22 protein-coding genes and 2 tRNA genes are annotated in these 22,087 nt (G+C 67.2%); 16 read left to right on the forward strand and 8 right to left on the reverse strand.

Translation table 11 applies throughout. The annotated features are described in order from the left end of the window. Positions 1-19: 19 nt before the first annotated feature. The 3 genes from WS66_RS24255 to pncB form a co-directional block, all read right to left on the reverse strand. On the reverse strand, positions 20-1,450 hold the full coding sequence (locus tag WS66_RS24255) for a sodium:proton antiporter (RefSeq protein ID WP_059607007.1): 1,431 nt from the start codon (positions 1,448-1,450) through the stop codon (positions 20-22). Positions 1,451-1,502: 52 nt separating this feature from the next. Continuing rightward, positions 1,503-2,165 carry a LutC/YkgG family protein gene (locus tag WS66_RS24260; protein WP_059607005.1) on the reverse strand — a complete coding sequence of 221 codons (663 nt, stop codon included), beginning with the start codon at positions 2,163-2,165 and terminating at the stop codon, positions 1,503-1,505. An 86-nt stretch (positions 2,166-2,251) separates the two neighbouring features. After that, positions 2,252-3,451: a nicotinate phosphoribosyltransferase gene (gene pncB, locus WS66_RS24265; protein ID WP_059607002.1), complete on the reverse strand. Its 1,200-nt coding sequence runs from the start codon at positions 3,449-3,451 to the stop codon at positions 2,252-2,254. A gap of 289 nt (positions 3,452-3,740) precedes the next feature. Between pncB and fdxA the strand changes: the two genes are divergently transcribed. The 8 genes from fdxA to WS66_RS24310 all read left to right on the forward strand — a co-directional run bounded on the left by fdxA (position 3,741) and on the right by WS66_RS24310 (position 8,121). Continuing rightward, entirely contained in the window at positions 3,741-4,064 is a 324-nt protein-coding gene (gene fdxA, locus WS66_RS24275; protein WP_011544919.1) for a ferredoxin FdxA, read from the forward strand. A 103-nt stretch (positions 4,065-4,167) separates the two neighbouring features. Next, a tRNA-Asn gene (locus tag WS66_RS24280) sits at positions 4,168-4,243 on the forward strand. 75 nt (positions 4,244-4,318) lie between these two features. Beyond that, positions 4,319-4,394 (forward strand) — tRNA-Asn (locus WS66_RS24285). A 107-nt stretch (positions 4,395-4,501) separates the two neighbouring features. Next, entirely contained in the window at positions 4,502-4,987 is a 486-nt protein-coding gene (locus WS66_RS24290) for a CreA family protein (RefSeq protein ID WP_059607001.1), read from the forward strand. A 62-nt stretch (positions 4,988-5,049) separates the two neighbouring features. Then, positions 5,050-5,955, forward strand: coding sequence for an AraC family transcriptional regulator (locus tag WS66_RS24295; protein ID WP_059606999.1), 906 nt, complete (start codon positions 5,050-5,052; stop codon positions 5,953-5,955). A 121-nt stretch (positions 5,956-6,076) separates the two neighbouring features. Beyond that, complete coding sequence (locus WS66_RS24300; protein ID WP_059606997.1) at positions 6,077-6,850, forward strand: AzlC family ABC transporter permease; 774 nt, start codon at positions 6,077-6,079, stop codon at positions 6,848-6,850. Continuing rightward, positions 6,847-7,185, forward strand: coding sequence for an AzlD domain-containing protein (locus WS66_RS24305; RefSeq protein ID WP_059606996.1), 339 nt, complete (start codon positions 6,847-6,849; stop codon positions 7,183-7,185). The genes WS66_RS24300 and WS66_RS24305 overlap by 4 nt, the downstream gene beginning before the upstream one ends. Positions 7,186-7,344: 159 nt before the next feature. Then, a complete protein-coding gene (locus tag WS66_RS24310) occupies positions 7,345-8,121 on the forward strand; it encodes a DUF4088 family protein (protein WP_059606994.1) in 777 nt (258 codons plus the stop codon). 116 nt (positions 8,122-8,237) lie between these two features. Here the strand turns inward: WS66_RS24310 and WS66_RS24315 are convergent, their stop codons facing one another. Beyond that, positions 8,238-8,621 (reverse strand): hypothetical protein, encoded by a 384-nt coding sequence (locus tag WS66_RS24315; RefSeq protein ID WP_059606992.1) that lies wholly within the window; start codon positions 8,619-8,621, stop codon positions 8,238-8,240. Positions 8,622-8,901: 280 nt separating this feature from the next. Between WS66_RS24315 and WS66_RS24320 the strand changes: the two genes are divergently transcribed. The 3 genes from WS66_RS24320 to fumC all read left to right on the forward strand — a co-directional run bounded on the left by WS66_RS24320 (position 8,902) and on the right by fumC (position 12,174). Next, the gene (locus WS66_RS24320; RefSeq protein ID WP_006753074.1) at positions 8,902-9,120 is read left to right on the forward strand and encodes an RNA-binding S4 domain-containing protein; all 219 of its coding nucleotides are present in this window, start codon (positions 8,902-8,904) and stop codon (positions 9,118-9,120) included. A 129-nt stretch (positions 9,121-9,249) separates the two neighbouring features. Further along, positions 9,250-10,638, forward strand: coding sequence for a multidrug efflux MATE transporter NorM (norM, locus tag WS66_RS24325; RefSeq protein WP_059606990.1), 1,389 nt, complete (start codon positions 9,250-9,252; stop codon positions 10,636-10,638). Between the two features lie 141 nt (positions 10,639-10,779). Continuing rightward, complete coding sequence (gene fumC / locus WS66_RS24330) at positions 10,780-12,174, forward strand: class II fumarate hydratase (protein WP_059606989.1); 1,395 nt, start codon at positions 10,780-10,782, stop codon at positions 12,172-12,174. Positions 12,175-12,230: 56 nt separating this feature from the next. Here fumC and WS66_RS24335 read toward each other — a convergent pair whose 3' ends face one another. Both WS66_RS24335 and WS66_RS34150 read right to left on the reverse strand, forming a co-directional pair. Next, entirely contained in the window at positions 12,231-12,743 is a 513-nt protein-coding gene (locus tag WS66_RS24335) for an acyl-CoA thioesterase (RefSeq protein ID WP_014897688.1), read from the reverse strand. A gap of 144 nt (positions 12,744-12,887) precedes the next feature. After that, the gene (locus WS66_RS34150) at positions 12,888-13,028 is read right to left on the reverse strand and encodes a hypothetical protein (protein ID WP_174906966.1); all 141 of its coding nucleotides are present in this window, start codon (positions 13,026-13,028) and stop codon (positions 12,888-12,890) included. A 176-nt stretch (positions 13,029-13,204) separates the two neighbouring features. Between WS66_RS34150 and WS66_RS24340 the strand changes: the two genes are divergently transcribed. Both WS66_RS24340 and WS66_RS24345 read left to right on the forward strand, forming a co-directional pair. Beyond that, positions 13,205-13,912, forward strand: coding sequence for an ArsR/SmtB family transcription factor (locus WS66_RS24340; RefSeq protein WP_059606985.1), 708 nt, complete (start codon positions 13,205-13,207; stop codon positions 13,910-13,912). A gap of 162 nt (positions 13,913-14,074) precedes the next feature. Beyond that, positions 14,075-16,585: a DUF6600 domain-containing protein gene (locus WS66_RS24345; RefSeq protein WP_059606983.1), complete on the forward strand. Its 2,511-nt coding sequence runs from the start codon at positions 14,075-14,077 to the stop codon at positions 16,583-16,585. Positions 16,586-16,696: 111 nt separating this feature from the next. Here the strand turns inward: WS66_RS24345 and WS66_RS24350 are convergent, their stop codons facing one another. Beyond that, positions 16,697-17,668, reverse strand: a complete 972-nt coding sequence (locus WS66_RS24350; RefSeq protein WP_059607103.1) for a thymidylate synthase — start codon at positions 17,666-17,668, stop codon at positions 16,697-16,699. 42 nt (positions 17,669-17,710) lie between these two features. Next, positions 17,711-19,108 (reverse strand): sigma-54 dependent transcriptional regulator, encoded by a 1,398-nt coding sequence (locus WS66_RS24355; RefSeq protein WP_059606981.1) that lies wholly within the window; start codon positions 19,106-19,108, stop codon positions 17,711-17,713. Between the two features lie 500 nt (positions 19,109-19,608). Here WS66_RS24355 and WS66_RS24365 point away from each other — a divergent pair, with 500 nt between their 5' ends. From WS66_RS24365 to WS66_RS24375, 3 genes are all read left to right on the forward strand, one after another. Beyond that, positions 19,609-19,935, forward strand: a complete 327-nt coding sequence (locus WS66_RS24365) for a hypothetical protein (RefSeq protein ID WP_059606979.1) — start codon at positions 19,609-19,611, stop codon at positions 19,933-19,935. 295 nt (positions 19,936-20,230) lie between these two features. Continuing rightward, positions 20,231-20,731 (forward strand): dihydrofolate reductase, encoded by a 501-nt coding sequence (locus WS66_RS24370; RefSeq protein ID WP_059606976.1) that lies wholly within the window; start codon positions 20,231-20,233, stop codon positions 20,729-20,731. A 117-nt stretch (positions 20,732-20,848) separates the two neighbouring features. Beyond that, positions 20,849-22,071 (forward strand): IS3 family transposase gene (locus WS66_RS24375; RefSeq protein ID WP_108064678.1). Its coding sequence is split into 2 segments (ribosomal slippage): positions 20,849-21,214 and positions 21,217-22,071, totalling 1,221 coding nucleotides; the frame shifts between segments, so codons are not numbered across the junction. Positions 22,072-22,087 lie beyond the last annotated feature (16 nt).

Here is a 22,087-nt window from a genome sequence, read left to right on the forward strand (position 1 = left end):
TTGGTTGAAAATCGTCAGCCTACGCCGGGAAGAAGATCCACGACGTCAGCAGGAATACGGGTACCAGGATCACGAGCGCCCAGCCGAGATATGCGAAGAAGCTCGGCATCCTCACGCCGCGCGATTCCGCGATCGCCTTCACCATGAAGTTCGGCGCATTGCCGATGTAGCTGTTCGCTCCCATGAACACCGCCCCCGCGGAAATCGCGGCGAGCGTCGTCGCGCCGGTCGTCATCAGCGCTTGCGCATCGCCGCCCGCGAGGTTGAAGAACACGAGATAGGTCGGTGCGTTGTCGAGGAACGACGACAGCAGGCCGGTCGCCCAGAAATACATCGCGTCGATCGGCTTGCCGTCGGGACCCGTGACGAGATGGACGATCTGTGCGAACGCACCGTCCGCACCCGCGCGCAGGATCACGATCACCGGTGCGATCGTCACGAAGATCCCCGCGAACAGCTTCGCGACCTCCTCGATCGGCGCCCAGTTGAACGCGTTGCCTTCGCGCGCCGAGCGCGGCGTCAGCGCGAGCGACGCGAGCGCCACGACGACCAGCGCGACATCGCGCACGAGATTCTGCAGTGCGACGTGCGTGCCCCACACGTCGAACGAGATGCCCGGCTTCCAGATGCCGCTCATCAGCACGAGGCCGATCACGGCCGCGAGCAGCACGAAGTTGACCTTGCCGTCGATCGACAGCGCGCCGCCGTCGGGCGTCGGGTCGAGTGCGGCCGGCCGCTCCTCACCGGCCTTCCGGTAGAAGTACGTATCGAGCACGAAGAAAAGCGTCAGCAGCACCGCGCAGATGAACAGCATCGGCAGCGCGAGATGCGTGGTCGTCCAGAAGAAGCTCACGCCATTCAGGAAACCGAGGAACAGCGGCGGATCGCCGAGCGGCGACAGCGAGCCGCCCGCGTTCGCGACGAGGAAGATGAAGAAGATCACGACGTGCACGACGTGCTTGCGGTTATCGTTCGCGCGCAGCAGCGGCCGGATCAGCAGCATCGCTGCGCCCGTCGTGCCCATCACGCTCGCGAGCAGCGTGCCGAGCGCGAGGATCGCGGTGTTCAGCTTCGGCGTGCCGTGCAGGTTGCCGTTGACGCAAATGCCGCCCGCGACCGTATAGAGCGCCGTCAACAGCACGATGAACGGGATGTATTCCTCGAGCAGCGCGTGCACGAGCGTACCGAACGCCGTGCTCGCACCGAACGCGACGGCGAACGGGACCAGGAACACGATCGCCCACGCTGCGGCGATCTTGCCGAAGTGGTGATGCCAGAACACCGGCGCGACGAGCGGGAACACCGCGATGGACAGCAGGATCCCGGCGAACGGGATGCCCCAGAGTGCGGACAGCGTGGCACCGTCGAGCGTGGCGGCCGATGCAAGCGCGGGAACGGCGCCAAGCGCGGCTCCCGACGCCATGCCCGCCCAGGCGGCATGTCGTTTCATGCAGAACTTCCTTGTGCGAGTGAGTCGAGTGAGGATGGATCAGGTGCGTGCGTCATGCGCCGCGTACGACGATCACGTGAACGCGGTACGGGCCGTGCGCGCCCAGCACGATGGTCTGCTCGATATCGCCCGTGCGCGACGGGCCCGATACGAAATTGACCGCGCGCGGCAATTCGCCGCGCTCCGCGCGAATCAGCGCGAATGCGTCTTCATGGCCCGCGACGATCCGCGACGCCGGCACGATCGCGATGTGCGTCTCCGGCAACAGCGCGGCCGATGCATAGGTGTCGGGGCCGGACAGCAACACCAGCGACCCCGTTTCGGCGGTTGCGCAGAAGCAGCCGGTGAGGCCGACGAGATCGCCGTCGCGCGGTTTGCGGCATTCGACCGACAGGCCGGCGCCGGCCCAGTCGAGCTCGGCCAGCGTGCGCCATGCGACGGCCTGCATCGGCAGACCGTGAGCGGAAAGATAGCGGGCGGCGGCGGACGGCGCGTCGGCCAGTGTCGCGACTTCGTCGACCGTCGTCGAGAGGCGAGCCGCTTCATCGCCGAATGCGGCGACGAGGTCGGCCGGCATCGGCGGGCGCGGCCCCTCCGGATGGCGGGCGAGGTAGTCGGCGACGCCGTCGCGCTCCGCTGCATCGGGTTCGGGCGCGCGTCGTTGCGACGCGCGAATGCGTGCGAGGATCTGGCGACGCGCAGCGGAAGTGTCCATGAACGGTCCTCGTGACGTTGGCGTGCGATACCGTCGGATTATACCGGCCGCCCTCGCCGCGACGCACCTGGCCGCATGGCCGACGCTTACTGCGATGCGTCCTCGTCGACCGGCTGCGCGATGCCGAACACCTGGCGCAGGTACGCGAGATACGCCTTGTCGTCGCACATGCTCTTGCCCGGCGAATCCGACAGCTTCGCGACCGGCTGTCCGTTGCAGCGGACCATCTTGATCACGATCTGCAGCGGCACGTAGCCGAGATCGTTCGTGAGGTTGGTGCCGACGCCGAACGCGAGCTTGCAGCGGTTGCGGAACCGTTCGTACAGCTGCATGACCTTCGGGATGTCGAGCGCGTCCGAGAACACGAGCACCTTGGTACGCGGGTCGCAGCGGTTCGCCTCGTAGTGGCGCAGCATGCGCTCGCCCCACTCGAACGGATCGCCCGAATCGTGGCGCGCGCCGTCGAACAGCTTGCAGAAGTACATGTCGAAGTCGTTCAGGAACGCATCCATCCCGTAGACGTCCGACAGCGCGATCCCGAGGTCGCCGCGATACTCCTTCGCCCACATCTCGAAACCATAGGTCTGTGAATCGCGCAGCCGCGGGCCGAGCGCCTGGCAGGCCTGCAGGTATTCGTGGGCCATCGTGCCGAGCGGCGTCAGGCCGTGCTTCATCGCGTAAAACACGTTGCTGGTGCCCGCGAACTGCGGCCCGAGCCCGTCGCGCAGCGTCAGCGCGACCTCCTCGTGCCACACCTTCGAGAAGCGCCGGCGCGTGCCATAGTCGGCGATCTTGCAGTCGGCGAACTCGGGCTTCGCGCCGAGCAGCTTGATCTTCTCGCGCAGCCGTTCGCGGCCTTCGCGATAGTCGGGCTCGCGCTGCGTGTTGCGGAAATAGACCTCGTTGACGATCGCGAGCGCCGGAATCTCGAACAGGATCGTGTGCAGCCACGGCCCCTCGATCACGATGTCGATCTCGCCGTTGCCCTTCGGAGAAGGCGTGATCGAGATGTATTTCTCGTTCAGATGGAACAGCGCGAGGAAGTCGACGAAGTCGCTCTTGATGAAGCGCATGCGCCGCAGGTAGTCGAGTTCGTCGTCGGTGAAGCGCAGCGAACACAGGCCGCGCACCTCGTCGCGGATCTCGTCGATGTACGGGACGAGATCGACGCCGGGCGTGCGGCACCGGAACCGGTACTCGACGTGTGCGGCAGGAAAGTGATGCAGGACGACCTGCATCATCGTGAACTTGTAGAGATCCGTGTCGAGCAGCGAAGTGATGATCATGATTGCGGTACCGCCAATATCGAGACACGGCCCCGGCGCACCGCGCGCCGCCCGGTCTGCCGGCCATGTTACCCGAATGCGGGCCCGACCATCGTGAAACCGCCTCCCCCTTGCCCACCGCGTCGTGCGGCCGGCCGCACGCACCGCGCCCACGGTCGGCCCCATAAACTAATCACGAAACGATATAAGCCGGAAAGCCGACCACGCCATGCGGGTTTTGCGCTTCAGTTACAATGCCGCTTTTGGCGCAAACGCCACCCCATATATACCGCGAAGCAGGAGCGTTTTAATGACTCACGTTGTGACCGAAGGCTGCATCAAGTGCAAATACACGGATTGCGTGGATGTGTGCCCGGTGGATTGCTTCCGTGAAGGTCCCAACTTTCTCGCCATCGATCCGGACGAGTGCATCGACTGCGCCGTGTGCGTCGCCGAGTGCCCGACCAATGCGATCTATGCCGAAGAAGACGTTCCGGGCGACCAGCAGCAGTTCACCGAGCTGAACGCCGAACTGGCGAAGAACTGGCCGTCCATCACGAAGACGAAGCCGGCACCGGCCGACGCGGACGAGTGGAAGGACGTGCAGGACAAGCTGCACCTGCTCGAACGCTGATCGCGCAGCGGCGCCGCAAAATTTTTTGCACTCCGCCGCTCAAAAGTATTGACAGGTTAGCGAACGCTCCATAAAATCTCGTTTCTCTGCTGTTGTTGTTTGTTCCCCGATAGCTCAGTCGGTAGAGCGCCGGACTGTTAATCCGTAGGTCCCTGGTTCGAGCCCAGGTCGGGGAGCCAAAAACGCAAGAGCCCGTTGAAAGTGGACGGGTTTTTTGTTGGCCACCAGACAAGCACGCAGATGTACCGATTTATTCCCCGATAGCTCAGTCGGTAGAGCGCCGGACTGTTAATCCGTAGGTCCCTGGTTCGAGCCCAGGTCGGGGAGCCAGACAGCAAAAGGCCCGTCATTCGACGGGCCTTTTGTTTTTCCGGCGCCCGTCGGTCACCGCCGCGCATGCTAGAGTCTCTGTCCCGCATTCGCATCCGGTTCCGTCGATGAAGCATCGCCTCCTTTCCGCCGCGCCGTTCGCCCTTCTGCTCTCCGCCTTTGCCGCCGCGCCGCTCGCGCACGCGGAGGAAGTCGGCAGCGTCAACACCCATTTCCGCGTGACGGGCTCTGACCGCGTGGTCGTCGAAGCGTACGACGATCCGCTCGTGACGGGCGTCACCTGCTACGTGTCGCGGGCGCGCACCGGCGGGATCAAGGGCACGCTCGGCGTCGCCGAGGATCCGAGCGAAGCGTCGATCGCGTGCCGGCAGGTCGGCCCGCTCAGCTTCAAGGAGCCGCTCAAGCAGCAGACCGACGTGTTCAGCGAACGGATGTCGTTCATCTTCAAGACACTTCACGTCGTGCGCGTGGTCGACAAGAAGCGCAACACGCTCGTCTACCTGACCTACAGCGACCGCATCGTCAGCGGCAGCCCGAAGAACGCCGTGACCGCGGTGCCGATGCCGGCCGGCACGACGATTCCGGTCAAGTAAGCCCGCGCCGGCCGGGCGCTCGATCGATACACTGTCGATTCGACCGCCCCCCGCGCCCGACCATGTCCGCCACCCGCCTTCTTCCGGACTCCGCACGTTACTGGCGCACGCCGCTGCTGCCGGGCGCGGATCTGCTCACGGCTACCTATCGCGACCATACGTTCGCGCCGCACTGGCATGATGCATACACGATCCCCGTGATCCTCGAGGGTGCCGAGCGCTACACGTGTCGCGGCAGCGGCCATGTCGCCGAAACGGGCACCGTGCCCGTGATCAATCCCGGCGAAGTGCACACGGGCTCGCGCGCGACCGACGAAGGCTGGTGCTATCGCGTGAGCTACGTGCCGGTCGACTACATTCGCGCACTCGCGAGCGCGATCGCGGGGCGCCCGCAGGACGCGCCATGGTTCCCGTCCGACGTGATCCGCGACGCCGATCTCGCGGCACGGCTCGCGCTGGCCCACCGGATGATGGAGGCCGACAGCGAATGCATGCCGGCGCTCCATCCGCACGAGCGGCCGGCCGCCGACGCTCCGGCCGCCGCGGCAGCGCGCGTCTACGATCCGCTCGCCGCCGAAACGGCGATGCTCGATGCATTGTCGACACTGATCGCGCGCCATGCCGACGCGCGGCTGCAGCCGGCAGTGCTCGCGGCCGACGAGCCGCGCGTCGACGCGATGCGCGAGAGGCTCGCCGCCGATCTCTCCTGCACTGTCACGCTCGACGACGTCGCGCAGGCTGCCGGCCTGTCACCGTTCCACGCAGCGCGCCTGTTCACCCGGACGATCGGGATGCCGCCGCATGCATGGCGCAACCAGCTGCGGCTGCAGCGCGCGCTGGCGCCGTTGCGCGCGGGCGTGTCGATCGCCGACGTCGCCGCGGCCAGCGGCTTCGTCGACCAGAGTCACTTCTCGCGACATTTCAAACGAATGTTCGGCGTACCGCCCGGACGCTGGCAAGCGCGCTGACGCGCACTCCCCGCCCTGCATTCGACATTACGCGGCAACCGGCACGCAGGTTGCGCCGCCGGCACCGCGGGCGCAAGAACGTACAAGCCGCCACGGGCAGCGCTCCGCTATCCTGCATTTCATGGAGACGCACCCCTTGAATCCCACACCCACAAACTCGCCCCCGCCCCGCCGCCCGCTCAACGAATGGCTCGACGGCGCACGCGACACGATCCCGATGATGATCGGCGCGGCGCCGTTCGGCGTGATCTTCGGCACGCTGGTCGGCGGCGGCCCGCTCGCCGCATGGCACGGCGCGCTGATGTCGCTCGCGGTGTTCGCGGGCTCCGCGCAATTCATCGCGCTCGGCCTGATCGCCGGCAGCGCAAGCTTCGTCGTCGTGCTCGCGACGACGCTGATCGTGAACCTGCGTCACCTGCTGTACAGCGCGACGCTCGCGCCGTACGTCGCGCACCTGCCGCTGCGCTGGCGCGCGACGCTCGGTGCGCTGATGACCGACGAAGTGTTCGCGGTCGCCTACGCGCACTACCGGCACTTCCCGCCCGGTGCAATCGGCCCCCACTACTTCTTCGGCTCGGGCCTCGCGATGTACCTGAACTGGCAGGTCTGGACGCTCGCGGGCATCGGCTTCGGCGCGGCCTTCCCGGGCCTCCAGTCGCTCGGCCTCGATTTCGCGATGGCGGCGACATTCATCGCGATCGTCGTTCCGCAACTCGGCACGCTGCGCTATTTCGCGGCCGCCGCGACGGCCGGCATGCTCGCGTACTTCTGGCAGGGCTGGCCGTACAAGCTCGGGCTGCTGGGCGCGGTCGCCGCCGGCGTCGTGGTCGGCGTCGCGCTGACGCTGCGGCACGAGCGTTCGCGCACCGCTTCACGCACGGAGACCGCATCGTGAGCTACGCGCTGCTGATCCTCGGGATGGCCGTGATCACCTATGCGATCCGGACGACGCTGTTCCTGTTCGGCGAGCGGCTGACCTTCCCACCGCTCGTGCGGACCGCGCTCGGCTTCGTGCCCGTCACCGTGCTGACCGCGATCATCGTGCCGATGACCGTCTCGCCGCACGGGGGCACGGCCGAATTGACCTGGCGCAATCCGCAGCTCGTCGGCGCGCTCGCCGCCGTGGCCGTGTCGGCGACGACACGCCGGCCGCTCGTGACGATCGCGGTCGGGCTCGCGGTGTTCTTCTTCTGGCAAGGGATCGTGATGCCGCACTGGCTGCCGGCCTGAGCGAACGTCGCCGGCCGTGCTCAAGTTTTCGCCCGGCGCGCCGATATCGGGTATGAAGACCCGCCATCGGCCTCGGCGCGAACCGGTCCGTCGACGCTGCGCCCGCACCGGTGCGCGGTGTCGGCCGCCGGCCCGCGCGGGCCGCCATCGAGACGATTCATGGGCCAGATCACCCTTTCCCTCAAAGACGACACGCTTGCGTCCCTGCGCAAGGACTACGACGCATTCGTGCGCGTGTCGCTGAAACTCGACCCGCAGTTCGCGACGCCGTCGTTCGAGGATTTCCTGCGCGCCAAGCTGCTCGACAACATGGTGCCGCTGACCGAGCATGCCGTGCAGCGGATGCTCGAGGGCGGCCAGTACGCGTGGGCGAAGCGCACGCTCGACAAGGAATTTCCGGACGTCGTCGCGATCCTGATGCGGCAGGCGGGCGAATTCGGCTTCGGCTTCGCGTCGCGCTCCGAATGGACCCCCGACGAGCTCGCGAAGGCATGCCGCGACTGGGCCAAGGCGATCGTCGCCGAAGCGCAGGGCGACGCGTCGCTCGTCGATCCGCTCGCCGCGCAGATCAAGGGCGCTGTGCACGACATCCAGACGCTCGAGGAAACGATGCAGACGCCCGCATGGCGGCTTGCGGAATCGCTGCGCCAGCGCGTCTACGAGGCCAAGCTCGCGTGCGAGATGAGCGTCGGCAGCGCCGCGCGCGACAAGCTCGGCGAACTGCGCGGCCTGCTGCGGCTCGGGCTCGCGCACGGTTCGTTCCAGAAACAGGAAGCGCAGCAGATCATGGAATACCTGCGGCTGCTGAAGCCCGAAATCTTCGTCGACGAGCCGTACGACGTATTCGCGCGGCTTGCCGCATGGCTGCGCAGCGTATTCACGCCGTCCGCCGCACGGCCGGCGCACGGACCGGGGCCGGAACAGCACCGACCATGACGGCCCGCGTCCACGCATGAAGAACGGCCCGGTTCGCGCGAAGCGAACCGGGCCGTCGATCGATCGCCGTCACGACGCGCCGTCCGGGGCGAACGTCATGCGACGTCGGGGGCCGCTTACTGCGCGGCGCCCGTGGCCGATGCACCGCCCTGCACGCCGGCCGACGCGCCCATCTTCGACTTCGCCGAGCCGGCATGATGCTTGGCCGACTTCGCCGCGTGCTTCGCGTGCTTCTTGGCCGAGTGGACCGACGACGCCGCCGTGTCCTTCGCGCCGTCTGCTGCCGCACCGACCGCGTCGGTCGCGCCGCCGACCGCATTGCCCGACGCGTTCGCGCCGGCACCACCCTGCATGCCAGCGCCAGCGCCTGCTGCCGGCGCCTGCGCCTGCACGCCGGCACCTGCGGTGCCCTGTGCCGCGACGCCCGTCTGCGCGAATGCGGCCGAAGTGGCGAACGCCGTCAGCGCGGCACCGATCAGCATCGTACGAATCTTGGACATGAGAATCCTCCTCAAGAAGTTGTGGGCGCGGACCGCCTCGATGCGATCCGTCGCGTCCCCCGCCGCAACACGCAGCAGGTACGACGAAAGACCCGCAGGCCGCACGTCCGGTTCTCCAATCTCTCAGACTGTTACCCACCGTTTCATTTGCTGACGAATCGCTCACAGTCCTTAACAACTGCTGCGCGCGGGCCTGCACGACCGTCCGCACTCGCGCGCCGGCCCTCGGTGCCGTATGATGCGGGGCGATTCCTCCCGCGCATCGCGCGCATCCTTCGTCATGCCCAATCTGGATTTCACGCTGACCGGCGAATACGTCGAGCTGCACAACCTTCTCAAGATCACCGGCCTCGCGGACAGCGGCGGCACGGCGAAGATGTTCGTCGCGTCCGGCGCGGTGAAAGTCGACGGCGTGGTCGAACTGCGCAAGACCTGCAAGATCCGCGCGGGTCAGGTCGTGCTGTTCGGCGACACGCGGATCGCGGTTCACGACGCGTAGCGGTTCCCCCTGACCGTGACATGGCCATCGGCGCGCGCGTTCGACACCGTTCGAATAAAGCCGTAAGCTAGCCGTCTCTCAAAATAAATACAGACAGTGCGGGCCCGCACCCGCGCGAGCGCTCATTCCATGTCGCATTCCGGTCTTACGCGGACGGCCGCCGCGCCGCCGTCCCTGTCCAGTCATGCCGCCGATACCGCGCGCCTCGCCGCGCCGCTTGCGATCGCGCAGCTCTCGCAGATGGCGATGAGCGTCACCGACACGGTACTGCTCGGCTCGCTCGGCCCCGATTCGCTCGCGGCGGGCGGCCTCGGCGCGAACTTCTTCTTCGTCATCGTGACCGTCCTGCAGGGCGTGCTCTCGTCGGTCAGCGTGAGCGTCGCGCATGCGCGCGGCGCGCAGGCGGAACACCGCGTGCCGCACATCTACTGGACCGGCTTCGTGCTGTCCGTGCTGCTCGCGATTCCGGCGATCGTCGCGCTGTCGCTGTCCGAACCGATCCTGCTGATGTTCCACGAGCCGCCGACGCTCGCGCATCACGTCGGCGAGTACACCGGCATTCTGCGGTTCGCGGCGCTCGGCAGCCTGATCGGCGTCGGACTGATGCGCGCATTCCTGCCGGCGATCGGCGCCGCACGACGCCTGCTGTGGGTTTCGATCGGCGGCGTCGGCATCAACGGCGTGCTGAACTACGGGCTGATCCACGGCGCATTCGGCTTGCCGCGGCTCGGCTTCCTCGGCTCGGCGGTCGCGACGACCATCACCATCTGGCTCACCGCGCTCGCGCTGATCTGGCTGCTGCACGGCCGCCAGCGGTTCCGCCATTTCGTGACCGCCGCCCGTCCGAAACTGCCCTTGATGGGCGAGCTGATCGGCATCGGCTGGCCGGTGGCGATCACGTACGGGGTCGAATCGACGCTCTTTCTCGCCACGGGTCTCACCATCGGCGTGCTCGGCGCGACGTCGCTTGCCGCGCATCAGATCGCGCTGAACGTCGCGTCGGTCGCGTTCATGGTGCCGCTCGCGATCGGCCAGGCCGCCAACGTCCGGGTCGGCTACTGGGTCGGCGCCGGCCAGCCGGTCGCCGCGCGACATGCGGGTTTCGTCGCGCTCGGCCTCGGCGTCGCGTTCATGTCGCTGTCGGGGCTCGTGCTGATCGTCGCGCCGCATGCGATCGTCGGCCTGTATCTGCAACTCGACGACCCGGCCAACGCGGCGACCGTGTCGCTGGCCGCATCGCTCCTCGGCATCGCCGCGGTGTTCCAGATCGTCGACGGCATGCAGACCGTCGGGTCGGGCGCACTGCGCGGACTGCGGGACACGCGCATCCCGATGCTCGCGGCGACCTTCGGCTACTGGGGCATCGGTTTCCCGACCGGTTACTGGCTGGCATTCCATGCCGGCCTCGGCGCTCGCGGCCTGTGGTGGGGGCTCGCGGCCGGCCTCGCGAGCGTCGCCGTGCTGATGGCCTGGCGCTTTCACCGGAAGACCTCGTCGCTCGTCGCTGCGACGCGTTGAGCTCGGCACGACGCAAAATCGCAGCCGGCGCTATGCTTGTCGGTTGAAGACCCAGGACGCCGCGCCAGCGGCGCGATTGCCTCACGATACGCCAGACGCCGCGCGAACCGCGGCTTTTCCCCTTCCCAAGAGGAGTGCATCATGAACGAAGCAGTTCGGATGGAACGCGACACGTTCGGCGAGATCGCCGTGCCGGCCAACCGGCTCTGGGGCGCGCAGACGGAACGCTCGCTGCAGAATTTCCGGATCTCGACGGAGAAGCAGTCGCCCGAGCTGATCCGCGCGCTCGCGATCGTCAAGCGTGCCGCGGCCGCCGTGAACCAGTCGCTCGGCGTGCTGGCCGACGAAAAGGCGCGCGCGATCATCGACGCGGCCGACGAGATCATCGCGGGCAAGCATCCGCGCGAATTCCCGCTCGCGGTCTGGCAGACGGGCTCCGGCACGCAGACCAACATGAACCTCAACGAGGTGATCGCGAACCGGGCGAGCGAGCTGCTCGGCGGCGAGCGCGGCGAAGCACGCAAGGTCCACCCGAACGACGACGTGAACCGCGGCCAGTCGTCGAACGACGTGTTCCCGACCGCGATGCATGTCGCGGCCGCCTACGCGATCGTCAACCACCTGCTGCCCGCGCTGCGCACGCTGCGCGCGACGCTCGACGCGAAGTCGAAGGCTTTCGCCGACATCGTGAAGATCGGCCGCACGCACCTGCAGGACGCGACGCCGCTCACGCTCGGGCAGGAGTTTTCCGGCTACGTCGCGCAGCTCGACCAGAGCGTCCGGCACGTCGAATCCGCGCTGCCGCACCTGTACGAACTCGCGCTCGGCGGCACCGCCGTCGGCACCGGGCTGAACGCGCATCCGGAGTTCGCGGTGCGCGTGGCCGACGAGATCGGCCGGCTGACGAAGCTGCCGTTCGTGACCGCCCCGAGCAAGTTCGAGGTGATGGCGGCCGCCGACGCGCTGGTGTTCGCGCACGGCGCGCTGAAGACGGTCGCGGCCGGCCTGATGAAGATCGCCAACGACGTCCGCTGGCTTGCGAGCGGGCCGCGCTGCGGGCTCGGCGAACTGTCGATTCCGGAAAACGAACCGGGCAGCTCGATCATGCCGGGCAAGGTGAACCCGACGCAGTCGGAAGCCGTGACGATGCTGTGCTGCCAGGTGTTCGGCAACGACGTCGCGGTCAACGTCGGCGGCGCCAGCGGCAATTTCGAGCTGAACGTGTTCCGGCCGATGATCGCGCACAACGTGCTGCAGTCGGTGCGGCTGCTCGCCGACGGCGCGCAGAGCTTCAACGACCACTGCGCGGTGGGCATCGAGCCGAATCGCGCGCGCATCGACCTGCTGCTGAACGAATCGCTGATGCTCGTGACGGCGCTCAATCCGCACATCGGCTACGACAAGGCCGCGCAGATCGCGAAGAAGGCGCACAAGGAAGGCACGACGCTGAAAGCCGCCGCGCTCGCGCTCGGCTACCTGACCGAGGCGGAATTCGACGCGTGGGTGCGCCCCGAAGAGATGATCGGATCGCGGTAATCGCGGGGAGGCGACGCGATGACGGGCGCGGCACGCATGCGCGGCGCCCGTTGTCGTCAGACGGTGCCCTTCGCCACTTCCTCGGGCTTCATCTCGACGATCTTGTCGAGCGCGGCGCGCACGTCGGCCGCATATTTTGCGAGCACCTTCTGTTCGTCGGTCTCGGGCACGAACGGCGGCACCGGCACCGGGTTGCCGTTCTCATCGACCGCGACGAACACGACGAGGCAATCGGTCGTCTGGCGCAGTACGCCGCCCTTCGGATCGCCGGCGTGCACGGACACATGGATGTGCATGCTGGTGCGCCCCGTCGCGACGACGCGCGCCTTCAGTTCGACCAGGTTGCCAACGAGGATCGGCCGCTGGAAGCGGATGTTGCCGACGCTGACCGTCACGCAATAGCGGCTCGACCAGACCGCCGCACACGCATACGCGACCTCGTCGATCCACTTCATCAGCGCGCCGCCATGCACCTTGCCGCCGAAGTTCACGGACGACGGCTCGGCGAGGAAGCGGAATACGGTTTCGGTGCGGTCGAGGGCGGCCGGTACGGGGGACGGTTGGGACATCGTGGTAGCTCCAGGCGGCGGGGGCACTGCAATCGGCGCATTATACGTTGCACTGCGGCAACCCGTCGCGGTGCCCGCCGCGCCGCAGCGACGGCACGCCCACCCGCGCACTGAGCCGGCATCGGCACCGCAAGCTGGCGCCCGTCAGCGACGCACCGTGATGCCCTGGTCGATCGTCCCGTACATCTCGAGGCTGCCGCCCCGCGCGCCGGCGGCACCCGCACCGCCCTGCGCACAGGCCGCGCAGAGGAACGCGGCCGCCAACAGGCAGAAAATCGTCTTCATCGTTGCATCGTGTCGCATCCGGCGGCCCACTGCCGCCGCGTCGGGCCATTCTACGCGCGCAGCCGGCAACCGCGCGTCGCACACCGCCCCGCCGCATCTGACATTTCATCCGAACGCGAAACATCGAATGCGCGCAGCGCCTACACTGCAGGCATTCCGCCTGACGAGACACGACGATGACCGATCAAGACGACCACCACTTTCCAGGCCTGAGCCGGATCGGCGCACTGATCGCCGATCCCGGCCGTGCCGCGATGCTGTGGGTGCTGATGGACGGCAGCGCACGGCCGGCCGGCGAACTGACGATGATCGCGGGGCTGTCGCCTTCCGCGGCGAGCGCGCACCTTGCGCGCCTGACCGAAGGTGGCCTGCTCGCGCTCGACGTGCGTGGCCGGCACCGCTACTACCGGCTCGCGTCGGTCGACATCGCGGCGTCGCTCGAGGCACTCGCGAACGTGGCCCGCGCGGCCGCGCCGAACCGTCCGGTGCCGCCGCCGTCGCGCACGGTGCCGGCCGAACTGCGCTACGCGCGCACCTGCTACGACCATATGGCCGGCGAGCTCGCGGTCCGCATCTTCGACGGGCTCACCGCACGCGGCTGGCTGCAGGCGGACGGCGATGCGATCGAAGCCACCGAACTCGGCACGCAGGCGCTCGGGCGCTGGGGCATCGACGTCGCACAGCAACGCTCGCGCCGCCGCCGTTTCGCATGCCGCTGCCTCGACTGGAGCGAGCGCCGCCCGCATCTCGGCGGCGCGCTGGGCGCGGCACTGCTCGACAGCTTCTGCGCGCACGGCTGGATCGAGCGCACTGTGCGGCCGCGCGTGCTGCGCGTCACCGTGCCGGGACAGCAGATTTTCGACGACTGGCTTACGTCCGCTTGACGTGCGCATTGCGACCGGATGACAACGGCGCGCGATGGACAGGTTTTGTTACATCGCGTGCCATCCGACTTACAAAACACTGAGCACTGAAACAGGCCGAGCGGATATTGTGAACTCGACGGCACGAATCGACGCGCCGCGATAACGACGAAGACGCTCATCATGGCCTCCCTGTTCACGCTCAAGCGAACCGCCCACTGCACGCTGCTCGCTGTCGCCACGCTGGCGACCCTGCCGTCCGCATTCGCGCAAGCGACACAGGCCGCGGCGTATGCGGCCGCCGCCCGACAGCCGGGTGGCGATCCGCCGAGCCGCGTCGCCCGGCTCAACTACATGTCGGGTGCCGTGACGACGGAGCCCGCCGGCACCGATACCTGGTCGTACGCCGCCGTGAACCGGCCGCTGACGACCGGCGACCAGCTGTGGAACGATGCCGGCGCGCGCTCGGAACTGCACATCGGCTCGACTGCGGTGCGTCTCGGCGAATCGACGAACCTGTCGGTCCTGAACCTCGACGACAACACGACGCAGCTGAAAGTCGGGCTCGGCACCGTGTCGACCCACGTACGCGATCTGCCGCCCGGCGGAACCTACGAAATCGATACGCCCAATCTCGCGCTCGGCATCACGGGCCCCGGCGACTATCGCGTCGATGTCGCGCCGAACGGTGCGACCACGACGGTCACCGTCCGCAGCGGCAGCGCGACCGTCTACGGCAGCAACGGGCAGTATCCGCTGTCGCCCGGGCAGCAGGTCGTATTCACCGGCACCGACCTGCAGGTCGCACAGCAATCGGCCGCACCGGCCCCCGATGCGCTCGACCAGTGGGCCGCCAGCCGCGATGCGGCCGAGCAGCGCTCGGTGTCGGCCCGCTACGTATCGCGCGACGTTCCCGGCTATCAGGACCTCGACGCGAACGGTACGTGGCGCGAAACCCCGAATTACGGCGAGGTCTGGGTGCCGAACGACACGCCGGCCGACTGGGCGCCGTATCACGACGGTCACTGGATCTGGCAAGCGCCGTGGGGCTGGACGTGGGTCGACGATGCACCGTGGGGCTTCGCGCCCTATCACTACGGCCGCTGGGCCTATGTCGACGATAGCTGGGCATGGGTGCCCGGCCCGATGGTCGTCAGCCAGCCGCCCGTCTACGCGCCGGCGCTCGTCGCGTTCGTGGGTGGAGGCGGCGGTCCCGACTGGAGCGTCGCCCTGACGGTCGGCGGCGTCGCCGCGGCCGGCTGCGCGTGGTTCGCACTCGGCCCGGGCGAAGCCTGGCATCCCGGCTGGGGTGGCTGGAGCCCGCATTACTACGATCGCGTGAACCGGAACATCGTGGTCAACAACGTGTCGGTCAACAAGACCGTGAACGTGACGAACATCACCAACATCACGAACATCAACAAGACGTACGTGAACTTCCGCGCGCCGCACGCGATCAGGGCCGTGCCGGCGTCCGCGTTCGTGCACGGTCAGCCAGTCGCGCACTTCTCGCAGCGCGTCGATCCGCAGCAATGGCGCAACGCGCACGTGATGCCGGGCACCCCCGGCATTGCGCCGGTACGCCAGAGCTTTACCGGCGGACTGCGCACGGCCAGCTACCGCCCGCCGGCTGCGATCGGACAGCACACGTTCGTCGCGACGCGCAATCCGGCGGTACCGGCCGCGTATCGCGACCAGGCGGCCGCGCGTCTCGCCCGGCAAGGCGCGCGCGTGCCGGGCGCGGGCGCGCCCGTCGCGAAGACGAACGTGCCGGCCGACTATACGGCTCGCCCGGTCCGCGTTCCGGGCAACCCGAAGGCCGGTGCATGGGCGATGCGCAACGTTCAGCTCGTGAACCCGCACGGTCCTGTCGTGCAACCGGCGCACGCGCCGCGCGACGGGCAGCCAGCCCCGGCACAGGCACTGGCCGCACGGCCGGGTGCGCCGATGCCTGTCGTGCCGAATGGCGCGCGGCCGACGAACGGCGAAGGCCCCAATGCGCCGCGCTTCACGAACGGTGCCACGCCGCAGGCACCGGGCAATCCGGCTGCGCGTCAGGCATTGGGCCCTGGAAATGGCGTCCCGCACCCGCCGACGTCCGCCAACACGCCGACCGGGCACGACAACACGCATGCTGCCGCGGCGCCCGCGCCCGCGTGGATGCAACCGCATACGCCGATGGAGCGTCAGCGGCCGACGCCGCCGACGGCTCTCCACGCAGCGGGACAGAATGCACTGCCGCCCGTGCGCGGCGCGGCACCGGCCCAGCATCCGGAAGCCGCGCCCAGTACGCAACTCGGCGGGCGGCAGGAAACGCCGCGCGCGTTGCCGCAACCACGGCTCGATACGACCGCGCAGATTCCGCAGCCGCGTCCGCGTCCTGACTTCGCGGCACCGGCCCAGCATGCGCAGCCGCGGCCCGAGCGGGCCGCCCCGACACCGCAACCGCGCCCCGAATTCGCGCAACCGGCACCAAGGCACGAAGTCGCGCCGCCGCGCGTGAACGAGTACCACCCGCCCGCGCCGGCCGTGCACGAAATGCCGCGACCGCAGCCGCAAGCTCCGCGCATGGAGCCGCGGCCGTCGATGCCCGCGCCGCACATGGAACCACGGCCGCAACCGGCGCCGCACGTCGAGGCGCCGCGCCCGAGCAACCCGCCGCCCGGCGGCCACGACGAGCGGCACCGCCAGTAACCGCGCCCGATAAAGCGGAAAGGCCCGACCGGCGAATGCCAGTCGGGCCTTCTTCATTCCGTCTGGCGCGGATCGCGTGACCCGCACCGCCGCGCCGTCGAACGCCGGGGCTCAGACCGCCATCGGCGCGGTCAGCGGCTCATGATGCCGATAGCCGACGAGCGAGAAGTCGGACGGCTCGATCTGCTCGAGCCATTCGGGCGCATAAACACCCGTCTTCGCGTAGTCCGGCACGCGCTCGGCAATCTCGAGCCGCGGGCTGTCGTACGGTTCGCGCGTGAGCTGCTGCTGCAGCATGTCGAGCTGGTTCTCGTAGATATGCGCGTCACCGATGAAGTACGTGAACCAGCGCGGCGTATAACCCGTCAGCCGACCGACGAGCGACAGCAGCGCAGCCCCTTCCGTCAGGTTGAACGGCGTGCCGAGCCCGACGTCGTTGCTGCGGATGTACAGACACAGCGAAATCTCGCGCTTCGTGACGTTCGGCAGGAACTGGTACAGCAGATGGCACGCGGGCAGCGCGATCTGGTCGAGTACGGCCGGATTCCACGCGTGAAACAGAATGCGGCGATCGGCCGGGTTCTCCATGATCGTGTCGAGACACTGGCGCAACTGGTCGATCGCCTTGTACAGGAGCACCTTCGGTGCACCGTCCTCGTCGAAGCGCGTGACGATCCGGAAACCGCGGCGCGTCGCGTCGGCGACCTGCGCGTCGGCGCCCGCGTCGAGCACCTTGTAGCCGGGCCACTGGCGCCATTGCACGCCGTACACGTCGCCCAGGTCGTCGACGCCCTGGCGGTACGGGTTCGCGAGCCACTGCGCATTGTCGTTCGCGTTCGCGTCCCACACCTTGCAGCCGAGCGCGCGGAAATCGGCCGCGCTGCGCGATGCCCGCAGGAAGCCGACCAGTTCGCCGATCGCGGACTTGAACGCGAGCTTCTTGGTCGTCACGGCCGGGAAACCTTGCTGCAGGTCGAACCGCAGCATCGCACCGGGCATGCTGATGGTGCGGATGCCCGTGCGGTTCTCCTGCCAGGTGCCGGTGTCGAGGATGGTGCGAACGAGGTCGAGGTACTGTTTCATGCGGGTTCCTTCGGCCGCGAGGGCGGCCGTCACCCGCCAATTTTAGCAAGCGTGACGCGGAACCTCCGGCAACGGCGCCGAAAACCCTCCCAGCGGGTCGCTGCGATCGCGCATGCCATGCGCGCACATCAGCCGGTACAGCGTGACGCGCGACACGCCGAGTTCGCGCGCCGCATCGGCGAAACGGCCGCGGTGGCGCAGCAGCGCCTGCTCGATCGCCTGCCGTTCGGCCGCTTCCCGCGCCTCGGTCAGCGAGACGGGCGCCAGGATCGCGAATTCGTTGAGTTCGAGATCGGCCGCGGTAATCATCCGGCCCTCCGACATCACGATCGCGCGGCGCACGCGATTGATCAGCTCGCGCACGTTGCCGGGCCACGAATAGCCGTACAGCGCGGCGATCGCATCCGGCGAGAAGCCACGCAAGCGGCGATGCGCATCACCCTTGAAACGCTCGAGCATGTGGCGCGCCAGCAGCTCGATATCCTTGCCGCGCGCGCGCAGCGGCGGCTCCTCGATCTTCAGCACGCACAGCCGATGGAACAGGTCCTCGCGGAACAGCCCGTCGCGCAGCGCCGCTTCCATGTTCACGTGCGTCGCGCAGATCACGCGCACGTCGACCGGCACCGACACATGCGCGCCGAGCCGCTCGATCTTGCCTTCCTGCAGGAATCGCAGCAGGCTCGCCTGGCTCTCGAGCGGCAGGTCGCCGATCTCGTCGAGAAACAGCGTGCCGCCGTTCGCGGCCTCGACACGGCCGATCTTGCGCTGGTTCGCGCCCGTAAAAGCGCCGCGCTCATAGCCGAACAGCTCGGCTTGCAGCAGCGTCGACGGAATCGCACCGCAATTGATCGCGACGAACGGCGCCTGCGCGCGCGCCGAGCGCTCGTGGATCGCAACGGCCGTCAGTTCCTTGCCGGTACCCGATTCGCCGGAGATGAACACCGGTGCATCGGTCGTGGCGACGCGCCGGATCGTCCTGAAGAGTCCGAGCATCGCGTCGCAGGTGCCGACCATCTCGCCTTCGGCGCGCCCGGCGCCGACGGGCGCCGCCACCGGGTCGGTCAGTGCGACCATGCCGTGCGCATGGCCGATGGTCTCGACGATGCGCGACGCCTCGTACGGCATCGTCACGTAGTCGAAGCAATAGTCGCGAATGAGATGCCGCAGCGACGCGTCCTGCAACTGCCCACGCCGGGTCGCCGCGATCCAGCCGATGTGCTGGATGCTCAGACACGTTTCGAGTTCGCGCAGATCCGCGGGCCGAAAGCCCGGCGAGAAATCGAGCAGGCCGGCGGTTGCCACGCCGTGCTGCACGACACGCCGCACGTCGCGTGCGCTTTCCGCAAGATCGACGCGCCACCCGCATTCGTCGAAATGTCCGCGCAACGCGTCGTTCGGCTCGCGCGAGAAATAGATCACATGCCGCTGCTCGGCTCCCATATGCCCACCCCGTTCATCAACCGTCTAACGATTGCAGCACACGCCAAGTCGCGTGCTAAAGGATCGAACCGGGTCAGCCGAAGCGGCTCGATTCGCCATGCCGATGCGCGGCGACGACCAGCCACGCATGATGGCGCTTGTCTCGCGTCCAGTTATTTTGGGTCACGACGGCTTAGTTATAGGCGCTGAATACGACAAACCGATTGCAGCGCAAATGGGCGAGCGGCCGAATCGCTCAATGGTCGACGTTTATCAATCATCTGCACATAAGCACACGCGCAGTGACGCGTACCTGCATCGACACACGCCCAGATTTTCATCCTTGAAGCGTATCGAATGAATCCGCAGTACTCCCAAGCCCCTTCGTTTCACGCCTGAAACATTTCCCGGCGATTTCGATTGCGATTCACGATGCTCCCCCGCGAATCGCAGACGCGACAATGCTCTTCGCCCGATGGCATGTATTTCGCTGAATGTGCAACGGATCGGAGAAGGCAGCCATGCGAACACTTTTTTCACGGTCTTGTGTGCAGATCACGATTGCATTTGCGCTGGCGTGTCCGTTCATGCCGGTCCGCGCGGAAGAAAGCGCGCGGCCCGAACGTGCGATGCTGCTTGCCGATAACGCGGCGCACACGCAACAGGACAACCACATCGGTATCGTGCCGGTCGCCGCACCCCAACCGCGTTCGTCGAGCAAGACATGGGTGACGCTGTGGGACGAGCTCGCCCCGCCTACTCCGCTGCCGGTACCGATTCCTGTTCCGCTTCCCGGCAACGCGCAGCATGCGATGGAGGGAAACGCCGGAAACCGCGTGCATCAATAATCTGCTCACGACGCCACATGCCGCTCAATTGATGAGGATTACAGACGAGCGAGATGAGTCAGGTCAGTCCACACAGCGTCGATATCTCGACGCGAACCGTTTTTGTGTCCGTCCCCCGGCGGGCACTCTTTTTATTCAGGACATTACGGCGCAAAGGCCGCACCTCGTCGCCACCGTCGGCGAGGTGCGGCGGACCGGAATCTGCCAAGGCGCCCGCGCATCCGCATCGATACGGCCGCGCGCCGCCATTCCGGTAGAATCGGCGCCATTCCGGTTCTCCTCTTCTCCGACCTTCATGACGACGTTGACCCTGATCGTCGCGCGCGCCCGCAACGGCATCATCGGCCGCGACAACCAGTTGCCCTGGAAACTTCCCGAGGACCTCGCGTTCTTCAAGCGCACGACGATGGGCGCGCCGATCGTGATGGGCCGCAAGACCCACGAGTCGATCGGCCGGCCGCTGCCGGGCCGCCGCAATATCGTCGTCACGCGCGACGCAGCGCGCCGCTTCGACGGCTGCGACACCGTCACGTCGCTCGCCGATGCGCTCGCGCTCGCCGCGCGTGACGGGGTGGCCGAAGCATTCCTGATCGGCGGCGCACAGCTCTATGCGGAAGGCCTGGAACTCGCCGACAAGCTGGTCGTCACCGAGATCGACGCGGACTTCGACGGCGATGCGTCGTTCCCGGCGCCCGATCCCGCGCACTGGCAAGAAGTGTCGCGCGATCCGCACCAGGCCGCCGCGCCGAACACGTTCAGCTATGCGTTCGTCGTCTACGCGCGCAAGCGCGACTGACACGCGGCACACGACAAAAAGCCCGACCGGCGCACTCACGCCAGTCGGGCTTTTTCGTTTCGTGTGACCCGTCCAGAAATAGGTTGACACTTTTTCGCCGAAACGAAGAGGTGCCAAATGGAGCAAGGGATCAAGCGGACGCAGCGGGACTACAGCCTGGCTTTTAAACTGTCGGTGGTGGCGCAGGTCGAAAAAGGCGAACTGACGTACAAAGAGGCACAGCGACGCTACGGCATCCAGGGGCGCTCGACCGTGCTGGTATGGTTACGTAAGCACGGCTTGCAGGATTGGGCCGATCCATCCGGCCGTGCGCGATCGGGTTCCACCATGTCAAAGCAAGACTCAAAGCCGCTCACACCGGAGCAGCGCATCAAGGAGTTGGAGACGCAGTTGCGACAGGCGCAGGAGAAAGCCGCGCTATTCGAAGCCGTGGTCGACGTGATGCGCAAGGATTACGGGATCACCGTAAAAAAGCCTTCAGGCAGGTCGTCGCGCAAAAGCGGATCGAAAAGCTGAGCGTCGAGCGGGCCTGCCGATACATGGGTATCAGCCGCCAAGCGTATTACAAGCGATGCCGCAGCGAGGAACACCGTTGCTCGCAGAGCGAGACCGTCACTGCGCTGGTGCGAGACGTGCGGCTTCGCCAGCCGAGGCTGGGCACACGCAAGCTCCATCATCTGCTCGGGCCAGCGTTGGTCGAGCGCGGCATCAAGCTGGGGCGAGATCGGCTGTTCGACGTGCTGCGTGCCGCGCGCCTACTGGTCGTACCGCACCGGGCGTATCACAAGACCACCCATAGCCATCACCGCTTCCGGCGTCATCCGAATCTACTGAAACCCGGGCCGGATCAAATCGTGCCGACCGGCCCCGAACAAGTGTGGGTGGCCGACATCACGTATCTGCCGACGGCTGGCCCGTTTGTGTATTTGAGTCTCGTCACGGATGCGTTCTCGCGCAAGATCGTCGGTCATCACGTTCACGACAGCCTGCAAACCGAGCAGGTCAGTCAGGCGCTCAAGAAGGCGTTGCGCAAGCGCCGGAGCCGGCAGCCGTTGATCCATCACTCCGATCGCGGGGTCCAGTACTGTTCGACCTACTATCAGGACATCCATCGGCATCACGGCCTGCGCTGTTCAATGACGGACGGCTACGACTGCTATCAGAATGCGCTGGCTGAGCGGGTCAACGGCATTCTCAAGGGGGAGTTCCTGTTGCAACGTCCTGCGGACCTTGAACAGGCCGCCAAGATGGTCGAACAGTCGGTACACATCTACAACTATGAACGGCCACATGCCGCGCTGAAATACAAAACGCCCGATGCGGTGCATCGGGCGTTCTAGCGCCTGGATACTGTCA

The sequence above is a fragment of the Burkholderia sp. LA-2-3-30-S1-D2 genome (assembly GCF_001523915.2).
Lineage (GTDB): Bacteria > Pseudomonadota > Gammaproteobacteria > Burkholderiales > Burkholderiaceae > Burkholderia > Burkholderia diffusa.

Bases quoted from the DNA above. Each gene is read 5' to 3' on its own strand.
- WS66_RS24255 (WP_059607007.1), bottom strand. From the start codon at position 1,450: ATGAAACGACATGCCGCCTGGGCGGGCATGGCGTCGGGAGCCGCGCTT.
- WS66_RS24260 (WP_059607005.1), bottom strand. From the start codon at position 2,165: ATGGACACTTCCGCTGCGCGTCGCCAGATCCTCGCACGCATTCGCGCG.
- pncB (WP_059607002.1), bottom strand. From the start codon at position 3,451: ATGATCATCACTTCGCTGCTCGACACGGATCTCTACAAGTTCACGATG.
- fdxA (WP_011544919.1), top strand. From the start codon at position 3,741: ATGACTCACGTTGTGACCGAAGGCTGCATCAAGTGCAAATACACGGAT.
- WS66_RS24290 (WP_059607001.1), top strand. From the start codon at position 4,502: ATGAAGCATCGCCTCCTTTCCGCCGCGCCGTTCGCCCTTCTGCTCTCC.
- WS66_RS24295 (WP_059606999.1), top strand. From the start codon at position 5,050: ATGTCCGCCACCCGCCTTCTTCCGGACTCCGCACGTTACTGGCGCACG.
- WS66_RS24300 (WP_059606997.1), top strand. From the start codon at position 6,077: ATGGAGACGCACCCCTTGAATCCCACACCCACAAACTCGCCCCCGCCC.
- WS66_RS24310 (WP_059606994.1), top strand. From the start codon at position 7,345: ATGGGCCAGATCACCCTTTCCCTCAAAGACGACACGCTTGCGTCCCTG.
- WS66_RS24315 (WP_059606992.1), bottom strand. From the start codon at position 8,621: ATGTCCAAGATTCGTACGATGCTGATCGGTGCCGCGCTGACGGCGTTC.
- WS66_RS24320 (WP_006753074.1), top strand. From the start codon at position 8,902: ATGCCCAATCTGGATTTCACGCTGACCGGCGAATACGTCGAGCTGCAC.
- norM (WP_059606990.1), top strand. From the start codon at position 9,250: ATGTCGCATTCCGGTCTTACGCGGACGGCCGCCGCGCCGCCGTCCCTG.
- fumC (WP_059606989.1), top strand. From the start codon at position 10,780: ATGAACGAAGCAGTTCGGATGGAACGCGACACGTTCGGCGAGATCGCC.
- WS66_RS24335 (WP_014897688.1), bottom strand. From the start codon at position 12,743: ATGTCCCAACCGTCCCCCGTACCGGCCGCCCTCGACCGCACCGAAACC.
- WS66_RS34150 (WP_174906966.1), bottom strand. From the start codon at position 13,028: ATGAAGACGATTTTCTGCCTGTTGGCGGCCGCGTTCCTCTGCGCGGCC.
- WS66_RS24340 (WP_059606985.1), top strand. From the start codon at position 13,205: ATGACCGATCAAGACGACCACCACTTTCCAGGCCTGAGCCGGATCGGC.
- WS66_RS24345 (WP_059606983.1), top strand. From the start codon at position 14,075: ATGGCCTCCCTGTTCACGCTCAAGCGAACCGCCCACTGCACGCTGCTC.
- WS66_RS24350 (WP_059607103.1), bottom strand. From the start codon at position 17,668: ATGAAACAGTACCTCGACCTCGTTCGCACCATCCTCGACACCGGCACC.
- WS66_RS24355 (WP_059606981.1), bottom strand. From the start codon at position 19,108: ATGGGAGCCGAGCAGCGGCATGTGATCTATTTCTCGCGCGAGCCGAAC.
- WS66_RS24365 (WP_059606979.1), top strand. From the start codon at position 19,609: ATGCGAACACTTTTTTCACGGTCTTGTGTGCAGATCACGATTGCATTT.
- WS66_RS24370 (WP_059606976.1), top strand. From the start codon at position 20,231: ATGACGACGTTGACCCTGATCGTCGCGCGCGCCCGCAACGGCATCATC.